We start from the raw sequence: 15995 nt of genomic DNA on the forward strand, positions 1-15995 counted from the left end.
ATGCTTCCCTTCCGTAACGGAAGGCAAACCCGCGCTGAGTTGCAGCGCGGGTAGTTGCCGATTTCTTTATTGCGCGTTTCTGGCTGCGGTCGGCAGCTTCGCCAGATCAGCCACGATGGCGGCGGATTCGGTTTTCAGCACGTCTTTCGCATTTTTGCGCGCATTTTCGATGGCGATATTGGCGCTGATGCTGCGTTCATTCGCTTGCAGGCCGTCGTCATTTTCAGGAACGAAGCCGCTTCCAACTTCCGCACGCGCCTTCAGCCGTGCTTCCGTCGCCGCCATTTCACTTCGGCGTTCGGCTTCGTTGAGAGAAATGGTTTTCTTGGCGCGCAAGGCTTTCAAATCCGCGACATCTTCAACGAAACGCTGGAAGTCGCTGTCATCCTTGACGCGCGCGTCATGCTCGCTTTGCAACTGCGGCACGATCTTCGCCATGTCGCCCATCAACGCGTATTTGGCGGGCTTGATCTGCGTCCAAGGCAAGGCATTGTCGTAACTGGACTCGCCCAGCAGTTTCGGGTCGAGAATTCCAGGCAGGCTGATATCCGGCGTCACACCGCGCAACTGAGTGGTGCCGCCATCGACGCGGAAGAACTGCGCGATCGTCAGCTTTAACTGGCCAAGCTCAGGCTTGTTGTTGCGCGCAACACGATCGAGATCGACCACCGTCTGCACAGTACCCTTACCGAAGCTGGGCTCACCAACGATAACACCCCGGTCATAATCCTGAATGGCAGCGGCAAAAATTTCCGAAGCCGATGCGGAGCCGCGATTGATGAGAACGCCGAGCGGACCTGTCCAGGCAGGCGCACTCATCTCGTCACTCTCGACCTTGACCTTGCCTTCGGCATCCTTCTGCTGGACGACGGGGCCTTTGCCGATGAACAGACCGGTGAGATCGATCGCTTCCGCAAGCGAGCCACCACCATTGTCACGCAGGTCGATCAACACACCGGCAACCTTGTCCTGCTTCAGTTCTGCAAGAAGCTTGGCGACGTCGCGGCTCGCGCTACGGTAATCCTTATCGCCTTTGCGACGTCCTTCGAAGTCTTCATAGAAGGTGGGCAAAGTGATAACGCCGATGTTGACGGTGGCATCGCCGTTTTTGACAGGAACGATTGTCTTTTGGGCCGCCTGCTTTTCCAGACTGACCTTGTCTCGCACAAGGCTGATAACGCGGTGGCCGCCGCTGCTACCTGAATCGGCGGGGAGAATATCGAGGCGCACCACGGAACCCACAGCACCGCGGATCATCTGAACGACCTCATCCAGTCGCGTGCCGACCACTTCCTTGATGGCGCCATCCTCGCCCTGACCAACGCCGATAATGCGGTCGCCCACGGCAAGCTTGGTTGAAAGTTGCGCCGGGCCTCCGGGCACCAGTTCGCGGATCGTCGTATAGCCATCGCGTTCCTGAAGCACCGCGCCGATCCCGACCAGCGACAGCTTCATCGAAATGTCGAATTCAGCAGAAGCCTTCGCGCTGAAATAATCCGTATGCGGATCGACCGCCGTCGTATAAGCCGCCATAAAGGTTTGGAACACGTCGTCACTCTTGTAGGGATAGACGCGGTCCATGATGTTCTTGTAACGTTTATCCAGCGTTTCGCGAATGGCGGCATCCGCTTGGCCCGCTAGCTTCAAACGAAGCCAGTCGCTTTTTACGCGTTTGCGCCAGAGCTCATCACTCTGCTTCTCTGACTGCGCCCAAGGCGCGTCATCGCGGGAGATCGGGTAGTCTTCGCGAACCGTGAAATCGAAGTCTTGCTTCAGTTCGCTTCGCGCGAACGTCATACGGTCAACGACGCGGCGCGTATAGCTGTTGAAGATCGAAAACGGAATTTCAAGGTCTTCGTTCAGGATCGCATCATCGATCTTGGTGCTATCGGCCATGAAGCGATCGATGTCGCTTTGCATGAACAGCATACGGTCAGGATCGAGGGACTTGATGAACTTGGTCATGATGTGGCCAGACAAAACATCGTCCAGCGGCACCGTCTTATAGGCGTATCGGCCCAGGAACTGCGCGCTCAAATTGGCAGCTTGCGCCTGAATTTGCGACGGCTCAAGTGTCGGCGGCGATGCCGGTTGCTGCGCATAGGCAGAAGACGCAATCGACAGAACCAAACCAAAGAGACCGTGCTTTATGCGCATGCGATATCATTCCTCATCATTGTGCAGATCAGTCTTACTGCACCGCGGCGGCAATTACGATAAGAACATCGTCGGCAAAACGTTCTTTTCAGGCAATTGCTCGTGAACGACAGTGCTAAATATCCACTCGCTAAAATGGTGGATATTCTTCACCTCCTCATCTAGAAACATGGCGGCCCTGCGGCCATCCTGCGCTCCCCAGGCGAAAAATCCCTGAAACAACGTTTTATCGACAGGGGCTCAGGACGACTGGTCGATCGAAAAATCGACCACACATTGAAATGAGGGAAATATCATGAAGTCCAACGTCTTTTCCAATCGTCGCGCAATGCTCTTGGGCGCAATCGCCGCCGTCGTCATTTTTGCTGTCATTCAGACGTTCTATAGTCTGCGTGGCCCGCAATATGCCGAAAGCCGCGATGGTGCAGTGATGGTTCGTCCGATTGCGAAGGATGACGGCGTGAAAAACACGACGATGGCGGTCGTGATCGGGCTGATCGGCGGTCTCTATGTCGCCCGCATCGTCAACAGACGCTCCACGAAAGCGTGATATGAAAATGGCGAGCCCGCGCCGTCTTTTGCGGGCTCGCCATGGAATGATCAAGCTTTGCAAAGGCTCCACAGAACCGACCAGGGGTCAAAACTGGAACCGTCTATCTTACCGACTGTATAGAGCTCTTCGCCTTCGCGCGCCCAGTTTTCGACAGTCACTAGATCAGGCGAGAGGTTTGCTAGCAATTGCAGTTGCGCGCCTCCGGCAAGCTGCCACACGACATTGACGGTTTTTCCCTGCGCTTGAAAACTGCCCGATTTCAAGGACGCACCTCGCAAAAGCGGAACGATATGCTCATGACGCAGCGCGATGAGATCCGTGTAAAATCCCATCATACCGACGCCGTCCTCTTCTTCAGCCACTGACCAGTCGATTTTCGCTGAGAGAAATGTTTCATACGCAGTGGGGTCTGCCACGTCGTCGCCTTCGAACCCCGGCAGCCGCGACAACTCTTCCCGCCGCCCCACGCGGATTTTTTCGTTCATTTCTTCATTGAACTCACAGAAAAAGGGGAATGGCTCTTTGGCCCCCCACTCCTCACCCATGAACATCATCGGTATCTGCGGTGCCAGAAGATAAACCGCAGCGATGGCTTCGATGGGCTCCGGCGGGATGTGGGAGGACATGCGGTCGCCGATGGCGCGATTGCCGATCTGGTCGTGGTTTTGAATGAAGGAGATGAAGGCCGTGGGCGGCAGATCCTGGCTTGGCTTGCCACGTTCCCCACCACGATAGGGCATATGCTCTCCCTGAAACACGAAACCTTCAGCAAGACCCCGACCCAGATTGTCGTCATTACCGATGTATTCTTCGTAATAACCGAATGTCTCGTCAGTTGCGGCGATGTGGAGGACGTGGTGGACATCGTCGTTCCACTGCGCGGTAAACAGTGTGGGGTGTCCATCATCCCCCCTCGCCAGAACGTCGCTGTCATTGTCTTCGTTCTCGACGATCAGATGGACGTGCCTGCCATCCGCCGCCTGTCTGACCCGGCGTGCAAGCTCTTGGAGAACATGCTCGTCGCTATCGTCCTTGATTTCGTGGATGGCATCGAGCCGCAGACCATCGAGCCGAAACTCGGTGACCCAGTAGAGGGCGTTTTGAATGATGAATTCACGCACATGTTTTGAGCCGTCATCATCGTAATTGATGCCGTTGCCCCAAGGCGAAGCGTGGTGCGCCGAAAAAAGCGGCGCAAAGAGGGGCATGTAATTCCCGTCGGGCCCAAAGTGATTGTAGACCACATCGAGGAACACACAGATACCTCTGGCATGTGCCTCATCAACGATTTTCATCAAATCTTCCGGGCGGCCATAACTGCTTTCGGGCGCGTAGGGCATAACGCCATCATAGCCCCATCCGTAACTGCCGGGGAAATCGGAGATCGGCATAAGCTGTATCGCGGTGATGCCCAGTCGCTGCAAATGATCGAGCTTGTCGATCGCTGCCAGAAAGCCACCGTCAGCAGTGAACGCTCCGGCATGGAGTTCGTATATGACCATCTCTTCCCAAGGGCGTCCGTTCCAGCCCTCGGTTTTCCAGTCATAAGCGTAGAGATCCACCACTTCGCTTGGGCCATGCACGTCTTCGGGCTGAAAACGGGAGGCCGGGTCTGGGACTTCAAGTCCATCGGGCAGTTGAAACCGGTAACGGGTGCCTGCGCCAGCGCCTGAAACCTCGCAATGAAACCAGCCCTCGCCCGCGTCCAGCATATCGTGCTGCTCACCGCTCTCCAGTTTCAACACCATGGCTTTCTGTAAGGGGGCCCAGATACGAAACAGCGTGGAATCCGTGAGAATCCGCGGACCGAAATCAAACATGTGAGACAATGAAAATACCTTCTGATGACAATATGTTGGTGTAGAACAACTCAGTAACTTCATCGCAGCATGATGGTTTCACACAATTTTTCTGAATACGCGGCTCGTACGATAACGAACGGCCCTGCGGCCCTGCCAGTGCGTATTGAACATTCCCGTACCAAGCGCCATCTCATGGGACAGCATAGAGATAACGGAGGGCTATTCATGGGTTTATTCGACGCGCTTTTGGGGCATGGATCAACAGTCGATCCGGCAGACCTCCGTAAACGCCTTGATGGCGTATTGATCGACGGAGAAGAGCCGCAACTGGCTTTCAAAGTCATCAGGGACTTTTTCGTGTTCACGCAACACCGCGTCATCCTCGTTGATATTCAAGGCATGACAGGCAGCAAAGTCGATTACACATCGATCCCCTACCGTGCGATCACCCGCTTTTCCGTAGAAACGGCAGGCACGTTCGATCTGGATTCGGAACTGAAAATCTGGGTGTCGGGGTCGAGCACGCCCATCGGCAAAACCCTGAAAAAAGGGACGGATGTGCGCGGCATTCAACGCGCCTTGGCAACCGGCGTCTTGCGGTAGACTACCGCGAGGCTGGTGCCGGCGTGCGCTTGGCCTGCCTGTAAGTTCGCGGTGGGTTTGCTGCGGAGATGGATTTGTATATTTCCGCAGTTTTCAAACCGATGGTCCGCCAATCGTACTTCGACATTATTCTCGCGCCTTGCTGAAGGGATGGACGAGCTGACGTTTCGCCCTCCATCTCTGCTTGCAGACGCTCAGAGAGTGCCTCGATATTGCCCAGCGGGAAGTAGGACGACTTGTCGAGCGACAGGCCGAGATTTGCCTCGATATCGCTCGCCAGCACAGGCAGTCCGTGTGCCATAGCCTCCAGAAGCGCAATCGGCATGCCTTCATGGCTGGATGGAAGTACAAACAGGCCTGCATTCGAAAAGAGACTGGCAAGTTTGCGGCCGGACTGCACACCGGTCAGCACCACGCCCGGCATGGCTTTAGCGCGCGCCTGAACCGTGGTGGCATAATCGCTATCCGCGTCTCCTCCGCCAACGAGAACCAGTTTCGTGTCGCCAAGGCTGGTCTTTGCAAAGGCTTCGATAAGGTCAATCTGGCGCTTTTCCGCAACAAGGCGGGCCACCAGCAGAATATAGCGTCCCTTCTTCAGGCCGAATTCGGAGAGAACGCTATCCTCGAGATTTGTCGTATCGACCTTTACACCATTTGGAATGAAATGGACCGGCGCCTTGAAATCCTTCTGCATCCGATCCGCAATGTGCTTGGCAATTGCGATGCGTGCATGGGAAAACCGCATCCCGGCCCATTCGCCAAGCTGCAATATCCGCTTTTCCAAAGAATTCCATTTTTCCCGATCATAGTCGTAACCATGATGCGTAAAAACGACTCGCAGGCCCAGCATGCGCGCAAACGGCGCAACAAGCGAAGGCCCGACAGCGTGAATATGAACGATATCAGGGTGGAGAAACCGTGCTTTGACGAGCGCTAGCGCCGTGTGGAAAATGGCCTCCAGCCGGGTGCTGCGCGGTGCCCAGAGCGGGTGAACAGTAATGCCACGCCAAACATAGGGCTTGCTATCGGCAACGTAGTTTTTGCGGGCAAAGACATGAACATCAGCACCCAATTCCACGAGATTTGAAACGAGTTGCTCGACATGCGTTTCGACGCCACCTTGCACATTGGGAATGCCGCGAAGACCAATCATGCAGATGCGCATGGAGTCCAGCATTCGTGCGTTGTCCCGCTTGGAGCGCGCGCTTTCGGAAGCTTCCTGTTTTGGTAGATCGATACCCATCTGGACATAATTCATCGCGTGCTCCTAATTTACATTAGAACATTAGGATATGATAAACTAAATCGAGATCGAGGCTAGTGCTTTTACGCTTTTTCTCTAATCATCTCGAAGCGTGGTAAACGGCGCAGTTGTAACAATCGAAGACCTTAGACAGGCACCTTAGAATCCGCTGCAGATTTACGTTTTATAAACCTATACCCAAGGTTGATCATTGGCTTCTCCAAATATTCGTAGGTAAGCAATGAGAGGCCGAGCGTGAGAACAAGGCTGGCAAGCCCTATGGGCAGGTCCGCCCATGTTCCACTGAGTGGAAGCCACGCGAAAACGATGAGCGCGGCCACGCCATGAAACAGATAGATCGAGTAGCTGAGAGAACCGAGCCATGACAGCACCGCGTTATCGGGCATCCTTGTTTTGACGGAAAATACGAAGACGCACAGCGCCACGAGGTAGCTGGTCAGGATCGGCAGGGTTCCGACGAGGAAAAATCCGTCCCTTCGCCCCAGAGAAAATTCACCGATACTCAACAACACGACGGCCTGAACCAAGAGAACCACAACTGATGCAGCGAACGCGCCCTCGCGCCGATCAACCAGCACCATGCGCAAAAGCAGGCCTAGATAAAGGAAGGAAAGATGGAGGCTGATATATTGCACAGGCACGGCCAAGCCGAAGGACCGCATCAGGATGGGCAAGGCAGTGGCGGCAGCCAGCGCGATGGCGAAAAACGCAATAGCACCGGGGCGATAGAGGCCACCGACCAGAAAAAGTCCGGCAGACAGGACGTAAAACAGGATTTCGATTGTGAGCGTCCAATAGGCGCCGGACATCCATTGCTGCCCGAAGGCGGCTGGCAGCATGGTCATATTGGCGAGAAACTGCGGGACCGACGATATATGTCCGTGGAAAGAGTTGGCGATTACGAGGCATAAAAGCGCGAGCCAGAGTGCAGGGAACAACCTGAAAAAGCGAGAGATGGCAAAGCGGCGGATCGGATCAGCACCTTTGATGCTGAAGGGAACCACGAAACCGCTGATCAGAAAAAATAACACCACGCCAAATCGTCCGGCATCGAAAACGGACACCGCGGATACTGCCAACTGGTAGACCGACCCATCCCGATCCGTCGCCTCGCGGATGACGTCGCCAAAGAAGTGCTGCACGACAACGGCAAGTGCTGCAATGGCACGCAAAGCATCGATATTCTCGTAACGATGGGGTTTAGCTGCATCAGCGGCTTTATTTGCAACTGTTGCCATGGACTGATGGTGATCCAACTTTTGCATGGGAATGCCTTTGTGCGCTCAACCGATACATGCAAATATTATTAATTCAAGTAAATTCTAAAATAACTAATTCTAATTTAATGTTGCAACCGAATGCGGGGCTCTTCTCATAGCCTTGATGAGATCAAGTTAGAGCTATATGGATTAGAAATGCGGGTTTTTATCAGGAATATTGTCTTCAAATTCATCGGTGCAATTGTGCTGTCGGGCGTCTGGGCCAAGCACAGTCTGATGGGTTATCGAAAGCCCAATACGGTCTCCGCCGAAGACCGGAACGCGCGCATTGATTACGTCCATGACGTCGTTCAATCGTGGCTACGCTTCATGCCTGCGGACATTTCTGTGCGAGGCCGTTCGGTTCTGGAACTCGGGCCCGGCTCATCGCTCGCAACTGGTGCCCTGCTGCTGGCCCACGGCGCGAAATCCTACACCGCAGTCGATGCATTCGGGCTGGCACAGGATGAGACAAACGACTTCAGGCGAGATGCAATCGGCAGCTTCAAGGGCGCGCTTTTGAGGCAAGATATCGATGCGGCTCATGCCGTGCGCGACGGGCAGACCGGCGACTTTCGATATCATGTGGATGCAGGCTTCAATATTCCAGCGATGTGCAACGGGCAGTCGTTCGACATGATTGTCAGTTGTGCAGCCTTCGAGCATTTCGACGCCATCGAGAACACGATTGCGGACCTGACCAAAGTCGCCAAAAGCGGCTCTATCAGCCTGCACATCGTTGATCTCCAGACCCATAGTAATCTCATTCGCGAGCGGGACCCGAACAACATCTATCGCTTCTCCGATTGGTTTTACGACCTGCTTTCGTTTCCCGGCCAACCCAACCGCAAGCGCCCGATCGATTACGTCAGGGCATTCGAGGCGAATGGTTGGGTGGATGTCGAGGTGATCGCGGCCAAAACCATTGCCGAGGACAAGCGCGGGGACCTGACGTCAGGGCTTGCCAAGCGGTTTCGAAGCAGCACAATGGACATGCAGATGCTCGACGCCGTCATCATCAGCCGCTTTCCCTGAACGCTTGCCGATCAGAACTGCGCGCCGAGTTCCCGGTAGAGATTGGTGGTGCGTTCCAGATACGCGGCCTGCGAAAAGTCCTTTTGGACCCATTCGCGACCTGCCAGTCCCATCTCCCGACGCATATCTGGTGACAGCGCGCTCATGGCGGTCAGCGCCCGCGCCAGATCATCCGGGTCAGCGGAGCGGGCAATGAGGCCTGTGATGTTTTGCTGGATGAGCTCGGGAATGCCGCCGATATCAGCCCCGATGACAGGGCGACCGAGCGCATAGGCTTCGAGCAGGCTGACGGGTGCGTTTTCGTACCACTCGGACGGCAGAACGAGCGCCTTCGCTCCGGCAATGGCCAGATGCAGAGCATCGCCAGAGAGGTAGCCTAGAAACTCCACATCCGCGCCTGTTTGCTGAACAAGCGCGCGCAAGGCCGGTTCTTCCGGCCCTGTACCAGCGATGCGGAGACGCTGCCCGGAGAGACTTGCCGCCTTGATCAAGGTTGCGATGCCTTTCTCAGGTGCGAGACGCCCGGCGAACAGGAAGTAGTCACCCTCTTCGGCAGTCACGGGATGATCGGATATGGTTTGATCCACGTAATTCGGAATATACGCCAGTTTTTCAGACGGCCATCCCCATTCGATCAGCTTCTCCCGGTAGAACCGGCTTGGCACGACAATCCTGTCGATATGCCGGCTGTAGAGACCGAGCATCCGGTGTACAGCGGTTTCCACCATCACCAGCCCGCTCAGAGCCACGGATTGCTTCATGCAACGATTGGCGAGGACGTTGTAGATGTGCCCACCCTTGCACCGCTCACAAATGCCATCCGGCGCAAGCATTTTATAGGCAGGACAGGCCAGTTTCAGATCATGCGCGGTCATGACCGTCGGAACTCCGCGCTGTTTCAAAAGCGGGAATATGGAGGGCGAGATGTGGTGGTAGACATTGTGGGCATGCGCAATGTCAGGCCGCACCTTATCAAGGAGAGCACCAAGTTGCGCGCGCGCTTCTCTGGAGTAGATGACCTCCAGACTATGCGCGATCTTGGTTTTCAACCCGCCCTGTCGACCGAACTCGATCTCAGGAACGAAATAGGAAGACCATTCAGACGGAAGATTGCCGGGATGCTGCATGGAGAACGGCACGGCATTCCAGCCCGCACGCTCGAACATGTCCATCTGATCAAGGAAAATCGCTTCGGCACCGCCTCTGCGATAGAAGTAATTGTTGATTGCCAGCAGCGTTCCACCCATCTCGCCGCGCCCTCTCACGTTTCGATGTGGCGCAGCGCATCGCGCACCGGCAGGACGAGACAGTTTTGAGAGACGGCATAGCGAACAAGCGTAGCGAAGGTCTCCGGCTGGCACCCGTATGGCGTTGGAGTGTTGCTGATGTCATGCGTGAAGAAAATCAGCCAGCCCGGATTGGCCACTACGGCATCGATTTCTTTTGTCAAAGCCAAAGCATCGCTTTCCGGCTGCCTGATTTCCATACCCCAGAGATAGGACCGGTTGACAGTGCCGCGATTGATCCGGTCCCCGCCCGCTCGCGCCGTGGCGTAGCGCGAGGCGAACGTCCGTCTGTGACTAAGGGAGCCGCGATTATAGGGAAATGCGAAATTGCGTATCTCGCGCGCCGGATCGAATTCATCGAGCAGTTTGCCGTTACGATCTAGGTCTGCTTGCAGCTTCCCCCCACTCATTGTGTTTACGGCGTGATGCGAAAACGTGTGACAGCCGATTTCATGCCCGTTTTCAGCGAGGTGCTTGCAACCCGACGCAGTAATAAGGTTCCGGTCAGGCTCCCTTTTGCCAAGCAATCCGCCCGCAATGTAGAATGTCCCTCTGACCCCGTTTTCTTCAAGAATTCTGGCCCCAGCCGAATGCGCCGTGTCGGGCACGTCATCGAAGGTGAAGGAAACGACGGGGCGAGTTGGTGCCACGTTCAGTGTGGACACGGGCAGCGCTCGCACTGCTCTTTCAACAACGCGCTCGCTGATGTGTTGGACTTTGGATGTGATGCTATGCGGGAACGGCACGTTGTTTCTCCCACCCGGTTTCACGGTCAGCGACAAGCGACATTCGTGACTGCATCTCCAGCCCGAATATGGAAACGAGCATGAAAAAGCAGATCGGACTGCCGCTTTGGAAAAAGATGACCTCAAGACAACCTGCATAGATGACATAGAGCCAGACGCGCATGAACAGTCGCGACAGTTTAGGACTGTTGGGCGTAGGACCCAGCCGTCCGACGGCCCGCAGCGGCACGAAGATGACGAGAGCGATCGTTAGCAGAAAGCCGGGAATGCCTGTCGTCAAAAGTGCATCGACGTAGGCATTGTGACCGTTGAACGCCTTGACTGCCCAAGTCTCCAGCCCCGCAGAGCTTTGCGTGATATCCGCCGTCTGCCAAAACCCCTGAAAGCCGTAACCAAGGATCGGCGATTGCGCGATGGCATCGAAGGCGATCTTCCATATGTCGGTTCTGTTGGTGAAGGTCGGATCGACGCCAAGGCTCGCGATCAACCCGCGAAACCCTTCCGATGTCGCTGCGCCCAGCGCCAAGAGGTTGAAGGCCGCAATGCCGCCCACGGCAATGGGCCATCTGCTCCAGCGAAATTTCTCGAATATCCATTGCAGAATGAGGATCAACGGCAGCATGGCCGTCGATGACTTTCCGCCGGTGTGAATGAGAAAGACAACCGAGAGAATGACGATCGACACGCCGCTTTTCTTCCAACCGACACTACGCAGATAAAGCCCGAAGAAGGCAGCCACTAACATCACGGCAGCGGCGAGATTCTTGTGCGAGTATTGCCCTCGCCAGAAACCGGCATTCATAGGCTCGATCAATTCTGTCGGCTGATGAATGGACAGCGTCGGTAAAAACATCACCCCGAAATAGGCTATTCCCAGCGTGATGGCGGTGCCGAAAAGCAGCAGGCGCGAAAACTGTTGCTCGGAGCGGGGCAACAGCAGAAACATGCCCGCATTGGCACAGGTCAATATAGCGAGAATTGTTCGTTTAATGCCGTCCATCGGATAATTGGAAACTGCCGATGAGATCAGAAACCACAAAAACATCGCGATGACGAGAAGCTGTGGCTGGCAGATTTGCGAGCGCAGGGGATGCGTCAATGCGGCGTAGAGGGTTAGCAGCGTCAGCGCCAGAAAGATGAGCTGGTTGAGAGCATTGGACCCGCCAGTGGCATTTGTGCCGCTCGCCTCGACGCGAACCAGATCTACGAAAGGATTGGTAGTGATCCAGAAAAACAGAAATATCGCCATGAACACGAAAGGTCTTACCCTGTCGTGAAACGACACCACACTCTGTCTCTGCATCCCAACGATGTGCATCAGTTTTCCCGCTCGAAGCGCCAGTTATTATCGCGTAAAACGCCATAAAGACGCACTCCGAAAACGCAGATGATGCCCAAAATCATGCCCGCCAATAGACCGCCGATTGCCAGGAGAATGGTCGGCGGCGGCCAGCTGCGTTTCTCTGGCGGAAACGGTGCGGTAACGATGCGCAGGTTGGAGACGCTGATCTGCTGTTGCTCGCTGGTCTCGCCAACGCGTTTCAGGAATGTGTCGTATAGCGCAGATTTGGCATCGCTGTTGCGTTGCAGTTCCTGCAACTGGACCTGCGCCGTATCATCCGTCGAGACGCGTTTTTGTGCGTCGTCCAGCTGTGCACGCAGTGTCGAGACAGAATTTTCGGCCTGATCCATATCTTGCTGAATAGCCTGTAGCGACCGCTCGGTTTCCCGCGCCATCTCCACGCGAAGCGTGCCGAGTTGCGCGCGCGTGCTGACCAGTTTCGGGTAACGCGCGCCGTAGGTCAGCGCCAGCTCCTCATATTGCTGCTTGAGTACGCTGTATTGCGACCGCAGACCGATCAGGGTGGGAGAATCCAGCGTATCGGCGGGCGCCACGCCGTCTGTCGCCGGCTGGCTGAGTTTGCGGTAGCGGGCCTGCACATCGGACAGGCGCGACTGCGCTGCATTCAGCAACGTGTTCAATTGCGACACGGTTTGAATGTTGACGGAGCCGGTTCCGCCAAGATTTTGCAGATTGTTGTCCTGCCGGAACTGCACGACGGCACCCGCTGCTTCCGTTGCCGCCAGCCGCAATTCTTCCAGCCGGGTGGACAGGGCCGCACTGGCGTTTTTCGCCAGATCCGTCTGCGTTGCCTCAAGCTCTTCCCTGAACGAATCGGCAAGTGTGGAAAGCACAGCAACGGAACGCTCGGCATCACGGGTCCAGAGGCTGACGGAAACGAGGTAGGTGCCGCCCTGTCGCGCCACTTTGATGCGTTTGGCAAGGTTTCGCATGGCAATCATCACGCCATCGCCCGGTGGCGCAGGCTGCTGGGGCTTCAACCAATCCAGCCAGCTTTCCTGAGTGTCTGCTGTCGCATTGAACTCTGCCAAATCCTGCAAGTTCTGTCGCTCGACTGTCCTGCGCAACACATTGCCGGAGGTGATGAGAAGCAGCTTGCTGGAGATGTCCAATATCTGCGCATCGCTTTGAATATTGGGTGTGGTCAGCTCATTCGGCACCACCTGCCCCGTGGGTGGCGGCAACAAAATGTCCATGCTGGACATGAAACGCGGCTTGACCACAAGGCCGAAAGTTACCGCAGCGACACCACCAAGAAGTGCAAATATCGCGATGTAGAGCACGCCTCGCCGCAGCCATTCCAGCAGTTTTGCAAGCGAAATCAGGCGCGCGGCAGATGCGGAACCACGTGGATGAGCGGTCGCGCGGGGCGTTGCTTCATCAAAAACAGGCTTTGCCCGCTTCTCGGCTGGGTACTCATACATGCGTGACGGACGCCTCTATATCAATCAAAACGAAACACATTCATCATATACGATCTTACTAAATCACATAGTCCGCTGACAAATGGTTTACAGCAGGTCCATTTTTGCGGCATGGAGATATCAGGATGGACAAGAGCGACAAAAAGGACAAGCCACGGTTGACGGGAATGTTGCTGTCCTACGGCGCATCCTCGGCAAGCCTGTTAGTCGCAAACGCCGCGCAGCTTGTGACCTTCGCAATTCTTGCCCGTTCATTCGGTGCCGAAGAGTTCGGTCGTTATGTGTCGTTCATCGCCATCACCAGCATAGCCGTGCACCTGTGTGGGCTGGGTGCATCCGAATGTCTGGTGCGCCGCGTGCCCCAGGACCCCAAATGTTTTCCCAGTATCTTCGGCCACAACATCATCCTGACCATCATCAGTGGATCGGTCCTCGTGGCGCTGGGAACAGCGATCCTGCCGCAGTTTTTCAGCTTTGGCGAAACTTCAGCCCAAAGTGTGTGGACGACATTCCAGCTTTTGCTGACCAATGTCGTTCTCGTGCGGCTTATCATGCTGGGCGAAAGCATTTTTCTCGCCCATTCCAGATACAACGCGGCCAACGCTTCTGTCGTGGGTTTCGCCATTGTCCGCACCGTCACCGCCACGCTGGCATGTGTCGTCTTTGAGGTTTCCAGTGTAGAAAGCTGGGCGACATGGCAGCTTGCGGCACACCTTATCACCCTCATCCTCTACGCCTGCTTTGCCCTGCGTATCGCCCGCCCCAAATACGTTGTCGACCGTGAAGAAGTTCGGCTCGGGCTTCTGTTTGCGACCCCCTTCATCTTTCGCGCAGTTCGCCAGAACGTCGACCTTCTGGTTTTGGGTTTTGTCGCTGGCCCTGAAGTCGTAGGAAGTTACGGCGTTGCCCGCAGAATTACCGATAGCAGCTATATGGCTATCGATGCTCTCAACAGGCTTGTCTATCCACGGCTGGCCATCGCCAGCAAACAGGGCATCCACCATGCATTCCGGCTGACGATCCGCATACTCGGCGTTGCCATCAGCCTCGGTCTTGCTGCGGCAATTACGATTTATCTGGCAGCGCCCTTCATGCCGCTGATCTTCGGACCGGAATATGTATCGCTGCCGCATTTCCTGAAAATCATGGCGTGGCTAATCGTCTTCATTGCGATCTGGTCCATCGCCGTGGATTTGCTGGGTGCAGCCGGTCGCCATTCATCGCGTGCCTGGGTGCTCAATCTTTCCAATGGCATAGGCGCCGTGTTGATCGGGCTCGCAGCCTGGGTTTGGCCGCCTTACGGCATTTTCATTGCGGCTTACATGATTGAATTCACCATCGTTCTTGCGGCGTGGCTGGTCGTGAAGGCCCATGTCACCCGTTCGCTTGCAAGCAGCCGGAAGGTACAGCAATGACGGCAGATCACGCCCCTCGTTCAAGACCTGCGGAATCTGGCGATGTCGCGCAGATCGCGCAACTCTTCACCTCCGTTTTCAGGCCGCATTCCAGACCTGATAGAGCCGATCTTGAAGCCTGCCTGTCGGAACTGCTATTCACGCATCCCAACTATACCGGCGAGAACGGAAGCATGGTGGCTGCCGATGCCAATGGCGTCGTCAAAAGCGCGCTGACAATCCTGCCCATGACGTACAGAATTGGCGAAGAGCCTGTGGAAGCCCGCCTTGCCTGCACCTTCATGGCGGCTGAGGATGCGAATGCCCGCAGCATTGCTGCTCTCATTTTTCAGCTGCGACCGCGTGCAAAACAGATCAGCTTTTCCGATAGCGCAGCGCCGATCAGTATCTCGCACCTAAAGGCCATCGGCGGCATCGAGCTGCCGGTTCAGGGCCTGCGCTGGTACAAGATGTTCCGTCCCCTGCCCGCAACGGCAAGCTTTATGCGGCGCAGGCTTTCCACCCGGCTGCCGCGTGTGTTGGGCCAAGGTGCGCTTCCACGTTATACGTTGCAGGCAGGCACGAAGATAGCGTCCGGGCACAGTGTGTTCGAAGCTGCGACCACCTTGTATGCCGAATATGCCAACCGCTTCCTGTCTCGCTACGTCGTCGCACCGGTCTATGCAGAAAAGCAACTGGAATGGACCATTGCAGCCTCGACCGACGCTAATGGTCGCGGAAGGCTCATTCTCGCGCAGGTCCTCGACGAGAACGGCGATGTTTGCGGGGTCTTTTCCTTTGTCGGCGTCATCGGTGGGGAAGCGCAAATTCTTGATCTTCTCCCGGCAGATGGCGCCGAAGATGTGGTTCTCGCTGCCGCACTGGCAGCGCTTGAGGCGGCAGGCTTCGCCTTTGCCTCTGCCCAATTGCGACCGGAGATGATCCCTGCTCTATCCCGCTATACCAGTATCTGGTACCGCCACGTTACCGGAGTGGCGGCAACATCTCGATCCGCCGAATTCAAAACGGCGATGAAAAATGGTCAAGCCTATATTGGCGGCATTGCCGGGGAAAGCTGGAGCCGATTGGTGCGCGACTTCTACTGATGG

At 55.8% G+C, this 15995-nt stretch carries 13 protein-coding genes; 5 read left to right on the top strand and 8 right to left on the bottom strand.

What is annotated here, in order from left to right; all coding sequences use genetic code 11:
* Positions 1-66 precede the first annotated feature (66 nt).
* Complete coding sequence (locus tag HRR99_RS16685; RefSeq protein ID WP_233123833.1) at positions 67-2157, bottom strand: carboxy terminal-processing peptidase; 2091 nt, start codon at positions 2155-2157, stop codon at positions 67-69.
* A gap of 295 nt (positions 2158-2452) precedes the next feature.
* On the opposite strand from HRR99_RS16685, the gene HRR99_RS16690 reads away from it, so the two are divergent.
* Positions 2453-2707 (top strand): hypothetical protein, encoded by a 255-nt coding sequence (locus HRR99_RS16690; RefSeq protein ID WP_233123835.1) that lies wholly within the window; start codon positions 2453-2455, stop codon positions 2705-2707.
* A gap of 50 nt (positions 2708-2757) precedes the next feature.
* Here HRR99_RS16690 and treZ read toward each other — a convergent pair whose 3' ends face one another.
* Positions 2758-4530, bottom strand: a complete 1773-nt coding sequence (treZ, locus tag HRR99_RS16695; protein WP_233124946.1) for a malto-oligosyltrehalose trehalohydrolase — start codon at positions 4528-4530, stop codon at positions 2758-2760.
* A 207-nt stretch (positions 4531-4737) separates the two neighbouring features.
* On the opposite strand from treZ, the gene HRR99_RS16700 reads away from it, so the two are divergent.
* The gene (locus tag HRR99_RS16700; RefSeq protein ID WP_111839510.1) at positions 4738-5115 is read left to right on the top strand and encodes a PH domain-containing protein; all 378 of its coding nucleotides are present in this window, start codon (positions 4738-4740) and stop codon (positions 5113-5115) included.
* A 1-nt stretch (position 5116) separates the two neighbouring features.
* On the opposite strand, the gene HRR99_RS16705 is transcribed toward HRR99_RS16700, so the two are convergent.
* Both HRR99_RS16705 and HRR99_RS16710 read right to left on the bottom strand, forming a co-directional pair.
* On the bottom strand, positions 5117-6373 hold the full coding sequence (locus HRR99_RS16705; protein ID WP_233123837.1) for a glycosyltransferase family 4 protein: 1257 nt from the start codon (positions 6371-6373) through the stop codon (positions 5117-5119).
* A gap of 131 nt (positions 6374-6504) precedes the next feature.
* Positions 6505-7617 (bottom strand): acyltransferase family protein, encoded by a 1113-nt coding sequence (locus HRR99_RS16710; protein ID WP_233123838.1) that lies wholly within the window; start codon positions 7615-7617, stop codon positions 6505-6507.
* A gap of 177 nt (positions 7618-7794) precedes the next feature.
* On the opposite strand from HRR99_RS16710, the gene HRR99_RS16715 reads away from it, so the two are divergent.
* Positions 7795-8673, top strand: a complete 879-nt coding sequence (locus HRR99_RS16715) for a class I SAM-dependent methyltransferase (protein ID WP_233123840.1) — start codon at positions 7795-7797, stop codon at positions 8671-8673.
* A gap of 11 nt (positions 8674-8684) precedes the next feature.
* Here HRR99_RS16715 and HRR99_RS16720 read toward each other — a convergent pair whose 3' ends face one another.
* From HRR99_RS16720 to HRR99_RS16735, 4 genes are read right to left on the bottom strand one after another with little or no spacing between them, the layout of a single operon-like run.
* Positions 8685-9920: a glycosyltransferase family 4 protein gene (locus tag HRR99_RS16720; protein ID WP_233123841.1), complete on the bottom strand. Its 1236-nt coding sequence runs from the start codon at positions 9918-9920 to the stop codon at positions 8685-8687.
* A 14-nt stretch (positions 9921-9934) separates the two neighbouring features.
* Positions 9935-10687 (bottom strand): polysaccharide deacetylase family protein, encoded by a 753-nt coding sequence (locus HRR99_RS16725; protein WP_422387362.1) that lies wholly within the window; start codon positions 10685-10687, stop codon positions 9935-9937.
* Between the two features lies 1 nt (position 10688).
* Positions 10689-12023, bottom strand: coding sequence for an O-antigen ligase family protein (locus tag HRR99_RS16730; protein WP_233123845.1), 1335 nt, complete (start codon positions 12021-12023; stop codon positions 10689-10691).
* The gene (locus HRR99_RS16735) at positions 12023-13492 is read right to left on the bottom strand and encodes a GumC family protein (RefSeq protein WP_233123846.1); all 1470 of its coding nucleotides are present in this window, start codon (positions 13490-13492) and stop codon (positions 12023-12025) included. The genes HRR99_RS16730 and HRR99_RS16735 overlap by 1 nt, the downstream gene beginning before the upstream one ends.
* Positions 13493-13617: 125 nt before the next feature.
* On the opposite strand from HRR99_RS16735, the gene HRR99_RS16740 reads away from it, so the two are divergent.
* Both HRR99_RS16740 and HRR99_RS16745 read left to right on the top strand, forming a co-directional pair.
* On the top strand, positions 13618-14907 hold the full coding sequence (locus HRR99_RS16740; RefSeq protein WP_233123847.1) for a lipopolysaccharide biosynthesis protein: 1290 nt from the start codon (positions 13618-13620) through the stop codon (positions 14905-14907).
* Positions 14904-15992 (top strand): hypothetical protein, encoded by a 1089-nt coding sequence (locus tag HRR99_RS16745; protein ID WP_233123848.1) that lies wholly within the window; start codon positions 14904-14906, stop codon positions 15990-15992. Before HRR99_RS16740 ends, HRR99_RS16745 begins: the two co-directional genes overlap by 4 nt.
* Positions 15993-15995: the final 3 nt, after the last annotated feature.

Source organism: Agrobacterium vaccinii, assembly GCF_021310995.1.
GTDB lineage: Bacteria > Pseudomonadota > Alphaproteobacteria > Rhizobiales > Rhizobiaceae > Agrobacterium > Agrobacterium vaccinii.